This window comes from [Clostridium] aminophilum DSM 10710, from assembly GCF_000711825.1.
GTDB classification, from domain to species: domain Bacteria; phylum Bacillota; class Clostridia; order Lachnospirales; family Lachnospiraceae; genus Clostridium_R; species Clostridium_R aminophilum.
The window spans coordinates 88,760-106,266 of record NZ_JONJ01000010.1 but is presented as its reverse complement, the minus strand read 5'-3'; the positions used below and the strand labels follow the sequence as shown (position 1 = coordinate 106,266).

16 protein-coding genes are annotated in these 17,507 nt (G+C 53.2%); 1 reads left to right on the top strand and 15 read right to left on the bottom strand.

Going from position 1 to position 17,507, the window contains the following annotated elements; genetic code table 11:
• Window positions 1–20: 20 nt before the first annotated feature.
• The 7 genes from BR86_RS0108565 to mtaB all read right to left on the bottom strand — a co-directional run bounded on the left by BR86_RS0108565 (window position 21) and on the right by mtaB (window position 5,795).
• Window positions 21–662 carry an O-methyltransferase gene (locus BR86_RS0108565; protein WP_031473058.1) on the bottom strand — a complete coding sequence of 214 codons (642 nt, stop codon included), beginning with the start codon at window positions 660–662 and terminating at the stop codon, window positions 21–23.
• The gene (locus tag BR86_RS0108560; protein WP_330372125.1) at window positions 659–1,081 is read right to left on the bottom strand and encodes an endolytic transglycosylase MltG; all 423 of its coding nucleotides are present in this window, start codon (window positions 1,079–1,081) and stop codon (window positions 659–661) included. The genes BR86_RS0108565 and BR86_RS0108560 overlap by 4 nt, the downstream gene beginning before the upstream one ends.
• A gap of 51 nt (window positions 1,082–1,132) precedes the next feature.
• A complete protein-coding gene (locus BR86_RS0108555; protein WP_031473054.1) occupies window positions 1,133–2,818 on the bottom strand; it encodes a ribonuclease J in 1,686 nt (561 codons plus the stop codon).
• Between the two features lie 90 nt (window positions 2,819–2,908).
• Window positions 2,909–3,232: a DUF1292 domain-containing protein gene (locus BR86_RS0108550; protein WP_081844200.1), complete on the bottom strand. Its 324-nt coding sequence runs from the start codon at window positions 3,230–3,232 to the stop codon at window positions 2,909–2,911.
• Between the two features lie 192 nt (window positions 3,233–3,424).
• Window positions 3,425–3,847, bottom strand: a complete 423-nt coding sequence (gene ruvX, locus BR86_RS0108545; protein ID WP_031473050.1) for a Holliday junction resolvase RuvX — start codon at window positions 3,845–3,847, stop codon at window positions 3,425–3,427.
• Window positions 3,848–4,088: 241 nt separating this feature from the next.
• On the bottom strand, window positions 4,089–4,352 hold the full coding sequence (locus BR86_RS0108540) for an IreB family regulatory phosphoprotein (RefSeq protein ID WP_031473048.1): 264 nt from the start codon (window positions 4,350–4,352) through the stop codon (window positions 4,089–4,091).
• A gap of 99 nt (window positions 4,353–4,451) precedes the next feature.
• On the bottom strand, window positions 4,452–5,795 hold the full coding sequence (mtaB, locus tag BR86_RS0108535; RefSeq protein ID WP_031473046.1) for a tRNA (N(6)-L-threonylcarbamoyladenosine(37)-C(2))-methylthiotransferase MtaB: 1,344 nt from the start codon (window positions 5,793–5,795) through the stop codon (window positions 4,452–4,454).
• 123 nt (window positions 5,796–5,918) lie between these two features.
• Here mtaB and BR86_RS0108530 point away from each other — a divergent pair, with 123 nt between their 5' ends.
• Entirely contained in the window at window positions 5,919–6,158 is a 240-nt protein-coding gene (locus BR86_RS0108530) for an HPr family phosphocarrier protein (protein ID WP_031473044.1), read from the top strand.
• Window positions 6,159–6,391: 233 nt separating this feature from the next.
• On the opposite strand, the gene thiI is transcribed toward BR86_RS0108530, so the two are convergent.
• From thiI to BR86_RS0108475, 8 genes are all read right to left on the bottom strand, one after another.
• Complete coding sequence (thiI, locus tag BR86_RS0108525) at window positions 6,392–7,576, bottom strand: tRNA uracil 4-sulfurtransferase ThiI (protein ID WP_031473042.1); 1,185 nt, start codon at window positions 7,574–7,576, stop codon at window positions 6,392–6,394.
• A 14-nt stretch (window positions 7,577–7,590) separates the two neighbouring features.
• Window positions 7,591–8,745 carry a cysteine desulfurase family protein gene (locus tag BR86_RS0108520; RefSeq protein WP_031473041.1) on the bottom strand — a complete coding sequence of 385 codons (1,155 nt, stop codon included), beginning with the start codon at window positions 8,743–8,745 and terminating at the stop codon, window positions 7,591–7,593.
• A 74-nt stretch (window positions 8,746–8,819) separates the two neighbouring features.
• Window positions 8,820–9,560, bottom strand: a complete 741-nt coding sequence (locus BR86_RS0108515) for a 16S rRNA (uracil(1498)-N(3))-methyltransferase (protein WP_031473040.1) — start codon at window positions 9,558–9,560, stop codon at window positions 8,820–8,822.
• Between the two features lie 7 nt (window positions 9,561–9,567).
• On the bottom strand, window positions 9,568–10,554 hold the full coding sequence (gene prmA / locus BR86_RS0108510; protein ID WP_031473038.1) for a 50S ribosomal protein L11 methyltransferase: 987 nt from the start codon (window positions 10,552–10,554) through the stop codon (window positions 9,568–9,570).
• Window positions 10,555–10,790: 236 nt separating this feature from the next.
• Window positions 10,791–12,122 (bottom strand): radical SAM family heme chaperone HemW, encoded by a 1,332-nt coding sequence (hemW, locus tag BR86_RS0108500; RefSeq protein ID WP_031473034.1) that lies wholly within the window; start codon window positions 12,120–12,122, stop codon window positions 10,791–10,793.
• Window positions 12,122–13,939 carry a translation elongation factor 4 gene (lepA, locus tag BR86_RS0108495; RefSeq protein WP_031473032.1) on the bottom strand — a complete coding sequence of 606 codons (1,818 nt, stop codon included), beginning with the start codon at window positions 13,937–13,939 and terminating at the stop codon, window positions 12,122–12,124. Before lepA ends, hemW begins: the two co-directional genes overlap by 1 nt.
• A gap of 483 nt (window positions 13,940–14,422) precedes the next feature.
• Window positions 14,423–14,986 (bottom strand): LOG family protein, encoded by a 564-nt coding sequence (locus BR86_RS0108480; RefSeq protein WP_031473028.1) that lies wholly within the window; start codon window positions 14,984–14,986, stop codon window positions 14,423–14,425.
• A gap of 405 nt (window positions 14,987–15,391) precedes the next feature.
• A complete protein-coding gene (locus tag BR86_RS0108475; RefSeq protein ID WP_075034465.1) occupies window positions 15,392–17,026 on the bottom strand; it encodes a PspC-like choline-binding domain-containing protein in 1,635 nt (544 codons plus the stop codon).
• Window positions 17,027–17,507: the final 481 nt, after the last annotated feature.

Genomic DNA, 17,507 nt, shown 5'->3' with positions numbered 1-17,507 from the left:
TCGAATAATATCTCTTTTTTTCACTTCTTCACGCTCAGCGCAACGCCGTCTCCCACCGGAAGAATGGCCGTCTCAAAATCATCGCAATGCGTCAGTTCCCAGATGTACTCCCGGATTCTTGTGTGAATCGTGCGGTCGCGTCTTCCGACCGCGTAACGGGAAAGGGCAGTCTCTCCGTCCTGCAGGACATTGTCGGAGATCAGAAGACCGCCCGGCACAAGAAGCCGCCGCACCTGCGGAAGCCAGTTGATGTACTGGCCTTTTGCCGCATCCATGAAGATCAGTCCGTATCCGGGTTCCAGCCCCGCAAGGATTTCTTCGGCGTCCCCTTCCAGAAGGGTAATCCGGTCCTCCATCTTTGCCGCGGCAAAATTGGCTTTCGCCTCCGGGATCCGCTTCTCATATTTTTCGATCGTTGTGATATGACAGTGTTCCGGCATAACACCGGCCATCAGAAGCGCAGAAAAGCCGACAGCAGTACCGACTTCCAGGATTTTCTCCGGCCCGGTCAGTACCACCATCGTCTTTAACAGTGCCTGTGTCTCTTTTTTTGCAATCGGAACACGATCCCGGAGAGCGCGCTCCTCGATCGCATCGAGAAGTGCTCCATTTCCGCGGTCCAGCGATCCGATGTAATCCCTGATTCGCTGATCTGTAATCATGATTTTGCTGATATTTCCTTTGTATCCTTTTCTTCGGTGCCCATTCCGGAAATCGTATCCAGAATCTCACGGATATTCATATTCCGGTTGATCCGGTAGACGCCCGGCTGGGGCTTGTACTCATAGAAGCGAGCGGTCAGCCAGAAGGCATTCCGGTTCCAGATGAGATCCTGATCGGCGAGATCTGCCGCGATCTCCTCGATCGTTTCCCCTTTATGCACCTCGAAATCGCGGTCCAGCGCCGGGAGTTCGGCGATCCCCTGCTGTTCATTCCAGGTATCCGGTGAGAACAGCCGGTAGCCGAACCGGTAGCCGCGGACCGAGCCTTCATAGAGAAGGAACACCACCATCAGGATCAGGAGAAGACGGATTGAGGTCCCGAGAATCGCAGACATAATGCGGTTCAGTTCTTTGATCACACTCAAGGTTCTTCTCCTTTCCGAAATGCGTTTTTTCGATCTTTTGCCGTTTTATTCGTCGACTTCCATGATGATCGGCAGGATCATCGGGTTTCGTTTCATCTTCTTCCACAGATAGCCGCTGAGGCTGTCGCGGATCACGTGCTTGATCTTACCCCAGTCGCTGATATTGCGGTCAAGGCAGTCCTGAACGGCATCGTCCACGATATTCTGCGCTTCTCCCATCAGATCCTCGGATTCACGCACATAGACGAAACCTCTGGAGACGATATCCGGCCCCGCAAGAAGCTGATTCGACGCGCGGTCCAGCGTGAGAACCACGATGATGATACCGTTTGCCGCAAGATTCTGACGATCGCGAAGGACAATGTTGCCGACATCACCAATGCCAAGGCCGTCCACGAGAACACCGCCGGCCTGAACATGATCCTTCAGTTCCCAGCCTTCCTCGCCGATCTCAATCACATCGCCGGTCTGCATGGTGACAACATTTTCCTTCGGAACGCCCATCGAGATTGCGATGTGCTTCTGCGCGGTCAGATGCCGGAACTCTCCGTGCACCGGAATGGAGTACTTCGGGCGCACCAGGGAATACATCAGTTTGATCTCTTCCTCACAGGCGTGTCCGGAAACATGAGTGTCCTGATTGATGACCTCTGCGCCCTTTGCCTCAAGCTCATTGATGACATTGGCTACCGCCTTCTCATTTCCCGGAATCGGGGTCGAGCTGAGAATGATGACATCGCCTGGGCGGATGGATACCTTCTTGTGAATATTGGCTGCCATACGGGAGAGTGCCGCCATGGACTCTCCCTGGCTGCCGGTTGTGACAAGCACGGTCTTTTCCGGCTTGTAATTCTTCAGATGATCGATGTCGATCAGTGTGTTCTCCGGGATGTTGATGTATCCGAGTTCGGTCGCAACGCCGATGACATTGACCATGCTCCGGCCCTCAACGACAACCTTCCGGCCGTATTTGTATGCGGAGTTGATGATCTGCTGCACACGGTCGACGTTCGACGCGAAAGTCGCAACGATGATACGCTGGTTCTGATGCTCCGAAAAGATCGAGTCAAACCGCTGTCCGACCGTCTTTTCCGACATCGTGAATCCCTTACGGATCGCGTTCGTGGAATCGCACATCAGCGCGAGAACGCCCTTTTTGCCGAGTTCGGCAAAGCGCGGAAGATCCGCCGGCTCGCCGAATACCGGAGTGTAATCGATCTTAAAGTCACCAGTGTGGACGATAATTCCGGCCGGCGAGAAGATCGCCAGCGCGGACGCGTCCTGAATGGAATGATTGGTCTTGATGAACTCCACGCGGAAACATCCGAGATTTACGGACTGTCCGTGGCGGATCACCTTTCTCTTGGTGGAGCGCAGCATCTCGTGCTCTTTCAGCTTGTTCTCAATCAGGCCGATGGTCAGTTTTGTCGAGTAGACCGGAGCCGGGATCTCGCGCAGAACATACGGCAGCGCGCCGATGTGGTCCTCATGTCCGTGGGTGATCACGAAGCCGCGCACCTTCTGAATATTCTCCTTCAGGTAGGTCACATCCGGGATGACCATATCGATTCCGAGCATATCGTCGCTCGGGAACGCCATGCCGCAGTCCACGACTATGATATCATCGCCGTACTCAAACGCGGTCATATTCATTCCGATCTGCTCCAGTCCGCCGAGCGGAATGATTCTTATCTTATTGTGGTTCGGTTCCTGTTCTTTCTGTTTCTTCAAAATATCCTCCTGTGTCATCTGTCCGCTCCGCGGACAACGTACAATATCTATATCCGGGTCCGAAATCCGTTTCGGACATGAATGTCTTAATCAGTTTGTAATGTCAATGCCGGAATCCGACATCAGTTCTTCAAAAATGCGGAATACCGCGTCCAGCTCGACGTCGTCTTCCACGAATTCGTACGCGCTCTCCGGGCTCTCCGGCGTGGAAACATCCTTCATGATCCAGCACTCGCCGTCCCCGTCCTTCTGATCGGTCACCAGCAGATAGTCCATTCCGCTCATTCTGGTCTGCTCGATCACATAGAACGTCACGTTATCCCCATTTTCATCCACAAAAACAATGTGGTCCGGAAAACTACGGATCGCGTCTTCCGCGCGTTTGGAATCCGCATGATTTATCTTATCTGTCATTGAATTCTCCCGTTCTCCTCCGGCGTTCGCCGGAAATGTATATCATATTTGTATGTTTTATATTTCAGTAAAAATGTATCCTGCCGGCGCAGTCTGCCTCCGGCATGCCGAAGCCCTCTTTTTGCCGGTCACTGCTTCCGCGTCTCACGGCTTCTGCGAGTTACTGCTTCTGCGGCTCACGTTTTCTGTGGCTCACTGCTTCTGCGCATTCATCCAGCTCTCCAGAATCAATACAGCCGCGATCTTGTCGATCACCGCTTTCCGGTTCTCTCTGCGCACGCCGCTTTCCATCAGAATCTGGTCCGCTTCCACCGTCGTCAGCCGCTCATCCCATAAGATGACCGGAAGGCCGGTTCTTCTCTCCAGCATCGTCTTGAACTCCCGGGTCTTTTCCACACGTTCCCCCTCGGTGTCGTTCATATTCAGCGGATATCCGAGCACGATTTTCTCAACCTCATACTCGCGAATCAGTTCCTCGATCCGGGCACAGGTTCTGCGAAGCTTATTCGCATCCGGCCTTGTAATCGTCTCAACTCCCTGCGCCGTGATTCCCAGCGCGTCACTGACCGCCACACCGGTCGTTTTGGACCCGAAATCCAGTCCCATTACTCTCATATTCAGTTTTCCTTTATTCCGTTTGCTTTTTCACGTCACACCGGCATAACCCGCGGACGACAGTCCCCGGGATGCGGTATCCTGCTCATTATCTATACTATCGAACCGTTTTCCGTTCCTATCAGAGGAAAGACTGCACAAAAAGATTCTTATCACGCAAACGAGACCATGCCCCATATCCCCGTCACAGGATCGGGCCGCACGGCCTTTCATTCGCACCTGAGTTTCTCATTTATCTCCGTCATGAGAGCTTCGTTTCCACGTAAGCTTTCATCAGTTCTTCCACGATCTCATCGCGTTCCACCTTCATGACCAGGCTGCGCGCGCTCTTGTAGCTTGTAATATAGGTCGGATCACCGGACATGATATAACCGACCAGCTGATTGATCGGATTATATCCCTTCTCGGTCAGCGCCTCATACACCTGTCTGATGACATCTGCTACTTCCATCTTCTTCTGGTCCTGAACGGCCCTGAAGTATTGTGTATCCATAATATCGCCCATAGTATTCACGTCCTTTTTATACCTATGCGTCATTCTAACATAACGCAAATCATTCTACAAGAGCGCCGGATCGCATCTTTAAAATTCTTTAAGAAAGTGTCAATTTAACAGAAGAACTTCGTCGTTCAGCATACGGGTAAAGGTTCCGCGGACGGTGACATTTTTCAGTCCGTCCCGATACGGAACAGCGCCTTTGACATACTCCCGGGTGTGTCCCATCATGTATTTGACGCCGTCAATCTCCACCGGCTCTTCGAGAAGCACTTCCGATTCCTTCCCCAGATACCAGCGGCGGAATTCCTTTGACATCTCATCGCCCATCCGGATCAGAATGTCGCTGCGCTTTTCTTTCTCCGACTCCGGAATCTGATGATCCATGCGGTCCGCGCGGGTTCCCTTTCTTCTCGAATAGCGGAACACGTGCATCTCGTAAAAATTCACCTTATCAAGGAATGTTCTGGATTCTTCGAATTCTTCCTCCGTCTCGCCCGGGAAGCCGACAATGACGTCCGTCGTAATCGCCGGGTGATCAAATGCCTCCCGCAGCTCATCGCAGCTGTATAAATATTCTTTCGCTGTATAATGGCGGTTCATCCGCTTTAGCGTCGCGTCGCAGCCGCTCTGAAGCGAGAGGTGGAAATGCGGACAGATGGTGCGAAGTGTCGCAATCGTCTGGGCAAATTCCCTCGTCACCACGCGAGGCTCCAGGGAACCGAGGCGGATTCGCTCGACGCCCGGCACCCGATCCAGCATCACGATCAGATCCAGAAGATTCATATTGGAATCTCCCGCGCCTTCCATCGCGTCCTTGAAATCTTTTCCGTAGGACGCCAGATGAATTCCGGTCAGGACAAATTCTTTATAGCCGGATTCGGCCAGTCTCGTCACTTCACGAACCACATCGCCCGGTCTTCTGCTCCGAATCCGCCCTCTGGTATACGGGATAATGCAGTAGCTGCAGAACTGATTGCAGCCGTCCTGTACTTTGATGAACGCCCGGGTGTGTTCCTCCGTGCGGCTGATGTGAAGATCCTCAAATTCATGAACCTCATTCATATCGAGGATTTCTTCCTTCTTTTCTCCGTTTTCCGGTCCGTGCTCCGAGAGATATTCATTCAGCAGGCGGGCAAGTTCTGTCTTCCGGTCATTGCCGATGATGAGGTCCACGGCGCCGTCATTTTTCAGCGTGCCCTCCGCCGACTGCACATAACATCCCGCTGCCACGACAACCGCATCCGGATTCATTTTCTTCGCCCGGTGAAGCATCTGACGGGATTTCCGGTCCGCCACATTCGTCACCGAACAGGTATTGATTACATAGACATCTGCCTTCTCCGTAAACGGAACAATCTCGTATCCGTCCGCTTCCAGAAGCTGTTCCATCGCTTCCGTCTCCCAGGAATTGACTTTGCAGCCCAGTGTATGAAAAGCAGCTTTTCGCATATTTTTCCTTCCTTCCGAGTGTTACTGTATGAAAAATCGTGCATACATTTCCCATTGACTTTTACGTCACTGATTTGTACTATTATTTATATTTACTAATCTTATTGAATGGAGGGCGTTTTCATGAAAACTGTTCAGATTTCCTTAAATTCTATCGATAAAGTCAAGGCTTTCGTCAATGACCTTGCAAAGTTTGATGTTGATTTTGACCTTGTATCCGGAAGATATGTTGTTGATGCAAAATCCATCATGGGTATCTTTTCCCTCGATCTCTCCAAGCCGATCGACCTGAATATCCAGTGCGACCCGGGCGAGAAGCTGGACAAAGTTCTTGCCACTCTGGCACCGTACATCATCGCCTGATCAAGGCAGAGCTTCATTGTACGCCATCCGACATCAAATATAAGTCATACATAAGCCGGACTTCCCGACGGAAGTCCGGTTTTTTTACGCGGCGAACCCGCCAAAGCCCCCGCCCCGGCGAGACTTTGGCAACTGCCGCGAAACGGTCGTAACTTGCGAAGCTCCCCCATTCCCTCACTCCTGAGGGGATGGAGGAGCCGAAGTCCTCTTGAGGACTTTGTTCTGTCCTCTCTTTACCAGCACGCGATGACTTCTTCGGTGTCAATCGCGGTCTGGACCATCTCATCGATCTTCTCTTCGAGATTCTTCTCGCTCTTTTCAATCGTATCGAGGAACGGCTTGGTTACCGGATGCTTTGCGACAAAGATCGTGCAGCAGTCCTCATACGGTTCGATCGAGGTCTCATAGGTTCCGATCTTATAGGAAATGTCGACGATATCCTGCTTGTCAAACGCGATCAGCGGACGGAAGACCGGCATGTTCGTGACTGCAGCATCGGTGCACTGCAGGGACTGCATGGTCTGGGATGCCACCTGACCGATGGACTCGCCGGTGACAAGGCAGTGACAGCCATTCTTCTGCGCCAGCTTCTCCGCAATTTTCATCATGTATCGTCTCATGATGATGGTCAGCTCATCATGCGGACAGTTCTGATAAATATACATCTGAATATCGGTAAAATTGATGACATGCAGACGGATGTTTCCGGAATATTTGGAAACCTGCTTTGCGAGATCCACTACCTTCTGCTTTGCTCTCTCGCTGGTATACGGCGGCGCATGGAAATATGTCGCCTCCAGCACAACGCCGCGCTTTGCGATCATGTATCCCGCAACCGGGCTGTCGATTCCGCCGGACAGAAGAAGCATTGCCTTTCCGTTGGTCCCCACCGGCATTCCTCCCGGTCCCGGGATCACCAGAGAATATATGTTGACGCAGGTTTTGCGGATTTCCACGTTCAGCAGCATTTCCGGATGGTGCACGTCAACTTTCAGCTCCGGATACGCCTGCAGAAGAACCTCGCCGAGATCCGCGTTGATCGTCTCGGAGGTTCCCGGATACTCCTTGTTGATGCGGCGGCTGTTGACCTTAAAGGTGAAATGACGGTCTTTATAGACATCGCCGACATATTTCACAACCTGCTCTTTCAGGTCATCAAAGCCCTTGTCCTCAATGCGGACCAGCGGGCAGATGGCTGCGATACCGAATACTCTCTTCAGCGCATCCACAACCTCGTCGAAGTCAAATTCCTCGGATGCGTCCGCATAAATGCGTCCCGCCTCTTTGGTGACAAGAAATTTTCCGTCCAGCGGGCGAAGGACGGTATTGATGTGGGAGATCAGCTTATCTTCAAAAAGATAACGGTTCTTTCCCTTGATGCCGATCTCGGCGTACTTGATCAAAAATGAATGAAACATATTTTTCTCCTAAATTAATATCTGCGGAATTTTCTCAGTTCCGGCAGGATCTCTTTCAGCTGTGCGATGACATAATCGACCTGTTCTTCGTTGTTAAAGCTTCCGAGGCTGAAGCGGAGTGTGGAGTCCAGAAGTTCCTTCTTCACGCCGATCGCCTTCAGCGTACCGCTGATGCCCGGATGGTTGGACGAGCATGCCGATCCGGAGGAGACATAGATCTCTTTTCGCTCCAGTGCATGGAGGAGAACCTCCGCGCGGATGCCGTCAAAACTGCAGCTCACGATCTGCGGCGCATTTCTCCGGTCCTCAAATCCGTTGATCGTGGTTCCCTCGATCTCATGGAGTCCCCGGATCAGGCGATCCCGGAGCTCGTAAAAGCGGTCAATCCGTTTTTCAAATCCCGTATAAGCCATCTTTGCGGCCACGCCGAGACCGTAGCAGCCGGGAACATTTTCCGTTCCGGAACGCATATCTCTCTGCTGCCCGCCGCCGAGAATAATGGGATGGACATGAATCTTCTCGCCGATATAGAGGAAGCCCGTTCCCTTCGGTCCATGGATCTTGTGACCGCTGACCGACAGAAGGTCAATGCCCGACTTCTTCGGACGGATCCGGTATTTTCCGTATGCCTGGATCGCATCCACATGGAAGACGGTGCGCGGATTGGTCTCGTGGATCACCTTTGCGATCTCTTCCACCGGCTCCACGGCGCCGATCTCGTTGTTCACGTACATAATGGACACCAGGATCGTGTCTTTCCGGATGGACTCCCGGAGCTGCTCCAGAGAAATGTGTCCGTTCTCATCTACCGGAAGATAGGTGATCTCATATCCCATCTCTTCCAGAAATGTCAGCGGCTGATAGATCGACGCATGCTCCACGCCGCTGGTGATGATGTGTTTTCCCATTCGGCGCATCGAATATGCCGTTCCGTAGAGCGCCATATTGTTCGACTCCGTTCCGCCGGAGGTAAACACGATCTCCCGGGCGCTTACTTTCAGGGTATCCGCGATGTTCTGTCTCGCCTCACGGATCAGGTTTTCCGCCTCCATTCCCTTCGTGTGCATGGAGGAAGGGTTGCCGAAATCCGCTGTCATGGCACGGAGAACGGCTTCGGCGACTTCGTCATATACTCTGGTCGTCGCAGAGTTGTCAAAATATGCTTCCATAATTCTTTCTTTTCTAAACTTTGGTGATTTTGTCTTATTCAGTTCTGTTTGCCGTTATCGGCCTTCATCGCTTTTCAGCAGTCGTCGAGCTGCATCATCAGAGCGGACAGGATGCAGAGCCCCGCGGTCTCCGTGCGGAGGATCCGCTTTCCGAGCGTCACCGGCTCTGTGCCTGCGTCTTTTGCCTTTTCGATCTCTCCCGGATCAAATCCGCCTTCCGGGCCGATGAACACCGCGATATCCTGTCCCGGCGCCGCCTTCTCCAGACACGCTCTCGTCTTCGCCATTCCATCCGCATTTTCATACGGAATCAGCTTCAGATCAAACGCCTTCACTTCCTCCAGGGCCTGTCCGAAGGAAATAACCGGAGCGACCTCCGGAATCACACTCCGCTGGGACTGCTTGGCCGCCGCCAGCGCGATGGCGTTCCAGCGCTTCACTTTAGCCTCCGCCTTTTTGGCGTCCAGCTTCACAACCGTATTCTTCGTTGACACCGGAACAATGCGGTATGCGCCAAGCTCCACCGCCTTCTGGATGATGAGTTCCATTTTGTCGCTCTTCGGCAGTCCCTGATACAGATGGATGCGCGCCGGAAGTTCATTATTTTCCTCCCGCACTTCCAAAATCCGGAGAATCACCTCGTCCCGCCGGATTTCTTCAATCCCGCAGAGACGGTCCTTTTCCCCTTCCGCACTGATCAGAACGTTTTCTCCCGGCTTCATGCGTAGAACATTGCCGATGTGATTGACATCCTCACCGAGGATCGTGATCCGGTCTTCCGCGATCTGATCCGGTTCCACAAAGAAATGGTACATGATCCGGTCACTCCTTCACTGCGGTCACATTGACCCACTCGCCCTGATGATTGATCTCCACGATCTTCAGGGACGGTTCCGCCTGAAATGCCGCTACAACGTCCTCTTCTTTGGTATTGATGATACCGGAGGTGATGAACACGCCGCCCTTTTTCAGATGCTGCGGGATCTCCGGAACCAGGCCGATGATCACCGGCGCAAGGATATTGGCGGTCACAATATCGTACTTTTCAAAGCCGACTTTTTCCTGTACGGCTCTGGTCTCTTCTTCGGTCTGGTTATCCGGGCCACCGGAGAGAAGGTTGCCCTGAAGGACGTCAAACTTATCGCCTGCAATATCGTTGGACGCAAGGTTCTCCGCCACAGCGTCGATGGCATTTTCATCCAGATCCGTTCCGAAGACATAGCCGGCCCCAAGCTTCAGCGCCGCGATGCCGAGAATACCGCTTCCGGTTCCGACATCCAGAATCTGCTCGCCGCCTTTGATATATTTTTCGAGCTGACGGATGCAGAGCTGTGTCGTCTCATGAAGACCGGTTCCGAAGGCTGTGCCCGGATCGATCTGGATCATGAGCTTATCCTTGTGCTCTTCCGGCACCGGCTCCCAGGTCGGCTTAATCAGGATATTGTCGACGGTAAACGGCTTAAAATACTGTTTCCAGTTGTTGATCCAGTCCTTGTCCTCGGTCTCAGACTCCTCGATGGTGCAGGCGCCGAGGTCCGTGAACTGCGCAAGCTCTGCCAGCGCCTCCTTTGCCTTCTGAAGCATGTCCGCCGCATTTTCATCGTCGTCCAGATAGAAGGAAATCCGGGAAACACCCTCATCCGGCGGAAGTTCCGGCAGAATATCAATGAACATTCCCTTGGTCTCCTCTTCGGTCAGCGGGATATTGTCCTCGATCATAACGCCCTCGATGCCGATATCATCGAGCGTTGCGGAAACCAGATCCTCCGCTGCGGTTGTTGTTGTCAGTGTGTATTTTTTCCACTTCATTGCGTTTCCTCCATTTATCTCCGTTAATCCGTTTCCGGTGCTCTATTCCGACAATCCGTCTCCTGTGATCTTTCTCCGTCTATCCTTCTCCGGCGTTCCGTCTCCGATGGTCTTTTTCTGGCGTTCCGTCTCCGATGGTCTTTTTCTGGCGTTCCGTCTCCGATAGTCTTTTTCCGGCGTTCCGTCTCCGATGGTTTTTTCCGGCGTTCGATTCCGTCTCCTGCTCTTTCCCGCATTCAGTCCGGCAGGAACTCTGCCATCGCGATATTGGACACATCCAGTCCTGTCTCTGTGAGCAGAATGCGGTCACCGTTCTCCGCAAGAAGACCTTCTCGTCTCAGTTTCCCGATCACTTCTCCGTAAACCTCCCGGATCTCCCGGCCGAATTCTTTCCGGAATTCCGCCGCGGACACCCCGTCCGTGAGGCGAAGTCCGAGAAACATGAATTCCGCCATCCGGTCCGCTTCGGAGAGAATTTCCGTTGTATCGTACAGTGCGCGCGGCCTTATACCGGCATCCCCGGCATTGTGGTCCGATGACTCCGGTTCAGAGGGTCGCTCGGCCGTGGCACGGGTTCTGCTCTCAAAGCAGCCGCAGTATTCATCCGGATCTCTCGTCACGGAAAACCGGACGTAATGCCCGTTCTCACACAGACAGGAACTTGCGCCGAGGCCGAAGCCGAGATATTCCACCCCGGTCCAATACCCGAGATTATGCCGGCATTCCCGGCCTGCTTTCGCATAATTGGAGATCTCGTAGCGCCGGTAACCGGCCTCCGCGAGAATCCGTTTCGTATCGTGATACATCGCCCGGTCCTCGGTCTCCCCGGGAATCCTTGCCCGGCCGCGGTAGCGCGCCAGATGATCTTCGGGTACATCGGCGTACTCGCCGTAATCCGCGATATCGCTGCTCATCGCGCCGTAATCTTCATAAAACGGCGTTCCGGGTTCGACAATCAGGCTGTACGCCGAAATGTGTTCCGGCGCGAGCGCAATCACCCGTTTCAGGGTATCCCGCCAGGTCTCTTCCTTCTGGCCCGGAAGCGCACTCATCAGATCGATATTAATGTTGTCAAAGCCCGCATTTCTCGCCGTCTTCCAGCTCTCCAGAAAATCTTCCCATGTATGAATCCGCCCGAGAAGCCGGAGTTCCTCGTCATGGGCGCTCTGAAGCCCCATACTCAGGCGGTTCACGCCGGCCTTCTTCCAGATCCGCGCTTTTTCCTCCGTGATCGTGCCGGGATTTGCCTCCATCGTGATCTCCGCATCCTCCCGGACGAAGTAGACTTCCCGGATCCGGTCCAGAATCCGACGGATCGATTCCGCCGGCAGGACCGACGGCGTGCCGCCGCCGATAAAAACGGAGGTTACGTCCGCCGGTGCGGCATCGCATTTTCCTCTTCCGTGCCGCATTTCTGCGATCTCCCGGAGAAGCGCTTCCACATACCGGTCCTCCTTTCCGGCAGAATCATTTCCGCAGGGAAAAGAGAGAAAATCACAGTACCGGCATTTTTTTACGCAGAACGGAATGTGAACATAGATCTCCATATCCGGCCGCTCTTTCTTCATCAATTTCCGTCATCCAGCTTCAGGACGCTCATAAACGCACTCTGCGGGATCTCGACATTGCCGACCTCGCGCATACGCTTCTTACCTTCCTTCTGTTTCTCCAGAAGTTTTTTCTTACGGGAAATATCGCCGCCGTAACATTTCGCCAGGACATCCTTGCGCATCGCGCGAACCGTCGTTCTGGCCACAATGCGGCCGCCGACCGCTGCCTGAATCGGAATCTCGAAGAGATGTCTCGGAATCTCGTTCTGAAGTTTCTCGCACATCTTCTTTCCGCGCTCATAGGCAGAATCCGCAAAGACGATGAAGCTCAGCGCATCCACCTGCTCGCGGTTGATGAGGATGTCCAGTTTCACCAGTTTGGACGGCTCATAACCCTTGAGTTCATAATCGAGAGACGCATATCCTCTGGATCGGGATTTCAGGGCGTCGAAGAAGTCGTAAATAATCTCGTTGAGCGGAAGCTCGTAGTGAAGGATCGCTCTGGTCGCCTCCACATAATCCGTATTCAGGTATACGCCGCGGCGCTCCTGGCAGAGCGTCATGATGGCGCCGACATATTCCGTGGTGACCATGATCTCCGCCTTGACGATCGGCTCCTCCATGTGCTCAATCTCCGACGGGTCCGGAAGGTTCGACGGGTTGGTGAGCTCCATCATCGTGCCGTCGGTCTTGTAGACATGGTAGACAACGCCCGGCGCGGTGGTCACAAGGTCAAGATTGTATTCTCTCTCCAGTCTCTCCTGGATGATGTCCAGATGGAGAAGGCCAAGGAATCCGCAGCGGAATCCGAAGCCGAGGGCCGCCGATGTCTCCGGCTCATAGTAGAGAGCGGCATCATTTAACTGAAGTTTTTCCAGTGCATCCCGCAGTTCCGGATAGCGGGCGGAATCTGCCGGATAAATGCCGCAGTAAACCATCGGCGTTACCTTCTTATATCCCGGAAGCGGCTCCGCACACGGATTGGCCGCGCCGGTCACGGTGTCGCCGACACGCGCTTCCTGCAGATTCTTGATGCTTCCGGTGAAATATCCAACCATGCCGCAGTCAAGGCCGTCGCCCGGGACAAACCGTCCCGCGCCGAAATAACCGACCTCCACTACGTCGATCTCCGCTCCGGTGGCCATCATGCGAACCTTCATGCCCTTTTTGATGGAGCCGTTCTTCACACGGCAGAACACGATGACGCCTTTATAGGAATCATAGATCGAGTCGAAGATCAGCGCCTGCAGCGGTGCATCCGGATCTCCGGACGGCGCCGGAAGCTTTGTCACGATACTCTCCAGCACTTCCTCCACGTTGAGACCGGTCTTCGCCGATACACGCGGTGCCTCGGAGGCATCGATCCCAATGATATCCTCGATCTCCTCGGCAACCTCGTCCGGATGCGCACTCGGAAGATCCACCTTGTTCAGCACCGGGAATACTTCCAGGTCATGATCCAGCGCAAGATAGACATTGGCCAGCGTCTGCGCCTCCACACCCTGTGTGGAATCGACGACGAGGATGGCTCCGTCACACGCCGCAAGGCTTCGGGATACCTCGTAGTTGAAGTCGACGTGTCCCGGAGTGTCAATCAGATTGAAGATATATTCATTGCCGTCTTTTGCCTTATACACGGTGCGGACTGCCTGCGACTTGATGGTGATGCCGCGCTCCCGCTCCAGCTCCATGTTGTCCAGCACCTGGTCCTGCATCTCACGCTCGGTGAGAAGTCCTGTTTTCTCGATGATACGGTCTGCAAGTGTTGATTTGCCGTGGTCAATGTGTGCCACGATGCAGAAATTTCTGATTCTGCTCTGATCAGCAGCTCCCATCCTGTTTCCTCTTTTCTTTATATCGAAATATCGTTCTGTGGTAATTGCCCGTTCCTCTCTTATGGAACGCGGCCGGCGGGTATGCCCGCGCATACCCCTGTCTCTCTCCGGAAGGATTTCCCGAAACGGAGCAAAGTCCGCATAACACAAGAAAGACACAATAACTCAATTTAATAGAATATCATTGATCCGGCGTTTCCGCAACACTTTACGCCGTGCGCCGGTTCCGTGTACCGGTTCCACTGCCGGTCCCTCGCTCCGGTTCCACTGCCGGTTCCTCACGCCGGTTCCGCACGCCGACCTATCTGCCGATTCTTCGCTCCGGTTCCGCTGCCAATTCCCGGTCACCATTTTTCCTGGCCGCCGTAACACGGTACTCCCCCGATCATCAGGACTGCGCAGCGCTGTTATCCCCGATCATGATGACCGCCGAAGCGCTATACTGCCCGATCATCAGGACCGCCGGAGCACCATACTGCCCGATCATGATCCGGAAGTCAGAATCTGCACAATCTCCTCCAGACTCTCCGCAAAATGCACTCCGCCGAGACGATGTTTTTCCAGAAAACCGGCTTCCACCATCTGCAAAAGCAGCGCCCGGATGTGATCGTAGTATCCGTCCAGATTGAAGAAGATGCACGGACTGTCAATGCCGCCTTCTTTCCCCTCTTCGATGCGGGCCAGCGTCGTCATTTCCATCACCTCAGTGATCTCCTCCAGCGTACCGGTCCCTCCCGGAAAAGCGATGAACGCATCGCCCAGTTCGATCATCTTTCCCTTTCGCTCCCGCATGTCTTTTGTCACAATCAGTTCATCAATATCTTCATTCTGAAGCGCATTCTTCACGAAAAATTCCGGTTCCACGCCGATGACATGACCGCCCGCACCGAGAACCGCGGTGGACAGAACGCCCATCAGTCCGACTCTGCTGCCTCCGTAAATCAGACGGTGTCCATTCTCCCCGATCCAGGTTCCGAGCCGTTCCGCCGCTCTTCGATATTTCTCATCTTTGCCGAATGATGATCCGAGATATACTGTAATGTTCATGGATAGTCTCCTCCCGCTGTCAAACATGTATGAGCGTATTGTAGCACAGATTCCTTCCGCTCCGCGCATGTGCTTTCCCGGACATCTTTTGTCACTGACATTGCAATGAAATATTCTCCCGCAAAAATCCCCTGTGAAAACTCATCCCCAAAAGTCTCTCCTTCCAAAAGTTTTGCCCGCAAAAAGAAAGCAGCCTCCGGCTGGTTGTTCCGGAAACTGCTTCTCACCAAAGATATCATTTAAGCATTTACAAATTATGAAAAAAGAAAAAAGGACTGCGCACAAACCCTCTCCCGAGATATAGAATACGGGCGGCGGGTTCATCCGCTCCGCCGTCCGTTTCGGAAAAAAAATATCAGCACTTCCGCTCTCTGTCATAAAGCGGGACTGTTCAAAAAAACGGTATTACTTCTCGGCTTCATTTCCGAGTGCCGCCGGAGTGAGGGTGTCTGCGCCGTCCTGCTTCGGCATGATGCCGACTGCGCCGTTCGCATTCGGATACATCCAGTTATCCAGCAGCTCGATGTGCGGTACTTCCGCAATCTCATTCAGATTCAGAACGTTTCCGTCCTCATCGACAGCGGACTTGATGTTTTGACCGCTCATCTCAACCTTGCACTTGGAGTAGGTATTGCCGTCAACGGTCTCAATATTGTACTTCTTTGTCTTGCTCTTCTGGATCTTACCGCTCTTGTTGACCAGATAGAACTTGTTGCCGATCTTGAATACACGGTTGTCGTCCTGTGCCTCCAGACGCTTACCCTGGAAGTACAGCGTATCGTGATCTACACCGTCAACGCCCTGACCGGAGCCGCCTTTCTTGGTCTTGAAGGAATAGTAGTAGGTGTTGTTGTCATCCTCTTCCAGGTTACTGATCTTACCGGTCTTCATGTAGCCGTCGCCGTCAAAGTAGTAGGTGTGACCGCCAATATACTGCAGTCCGGTCTTCATTCTTCCGTTCTCATCAAATGCGAAGGTTCCGGTCTTGCCGTTCCAGGAGATCTTCTCCTTCTTGCGGTAAACGTCCTTGCCCTCATCGGTCAGGCCGTTCGCATCACGGCTTCCCGCGTGCATAATCTCACCCTTGGTGTTCTTTACCCAGTACCAGTCGGTATCGTCATCGGTGCCGAGATCTCTGGATCCGGTAATCTCAAACCAGCCCTTTGCGGCACCGCCGTCTGCCTTGCCCTCGCCGTTCGGCGTAAAGTAGTACATCTTGTCGATGGATGCTCTGGTGGCATTCTCCGGGAGATTTCCGTCAAGGTTCGCATTGGAGCTGCGTGTCACCTTGGTATCGCCGTCGATCCACTCATACAGCATCTGTCCGTGGCCGTTGAACATGAAATAGCTTCCATTGATCTTCTTTCTGCTTGCGCCGGTGTAGAGTTTTCCGGAGTTCTGGAAATAATACCATCCCTCGGATTCACACTTCTGGGAATCCGTATCGCCGGTGCAGTTCTCACCCTTGAAGCTGATCTCCTTGGAATCCTCGTCATTTTCATCGTGCGCTTCCCCCGGATTCTGGAGCCAGAGCCACTTGCTCTCCACTCTCCAACCCTGATCCTCTGTTCCGAGATAGAAGATATCATCGCCCTTCTGATACCAGCCGTACTGCATCTTACCGTCGGAATCGAAGTAGTAGGTCTTGCCGTTAATCTTCTTGGAACCGTCGGTCACTTTCTTTCCCTTTGTGCCGAAATAGTACCAATGCTCGTCGTTCTCGCCCGGAGCGGAGCTGTCGCTGTCATCGGAATCCGATGTCTTAACCCACTGGTTAACCAGCATGGCGCCGTCTGAGCCGACATAGTGCTCATCGTCAACCCATCCGTTGGTCTTCATATTACCGTCATCATCCAGATAGAAGAATTTATTTCCGTCCTTCTGCCAGGAACCGGTCACCATCTCGTCATCTTTGTCATAATAATGCCATACACCGGTGGAATCCTTCTCCCAGCCGGCCGCAAATGATGCCTGAGAGGCACCGAGTGCGAGAATGGCAGACACAGATAATACTGCAACAAGTTTTGCCTTCTTATTCATTGTTTATGCTCACTCCTTTTCTTTTCGTTTCAGCGCATGAAACACGCCCGGCGGTTTTCATGCGCTGTCGCGGCTCCCCGCCAAAATCCGGAGTCTGTATCACCCTGATTATTGGCGACTGCCCGCACAAACTGTCAGGACAGCGCGGGCAACCCCTGAATTGCCCGTTCCGCCCTACGCATATCACTATAACGAAACCTCTTAAACGAAAAGTCGGGATTTCCTAAACCGTTTCTAAACTGTTTTCTACCAAAAGATGACAGTTTCCGGGATTTCCCAGAAGAATGACCAAACGAGTCCTAACACGCTTTGCGAGTTTCGAGCGTTTAACGGCAGTCTCCAGGACCTCATTAAGGCGTGGGCTTTGGCGAGTCAGCTGCGGAGCGTTTTTTGTGTTATAGGGTTCCTATACCGCAAAAAAAAACGCAGCCGGACCTTTCCCGTCCAACTGCGCTGACATTCCGTGCCGGCATATTTTTCA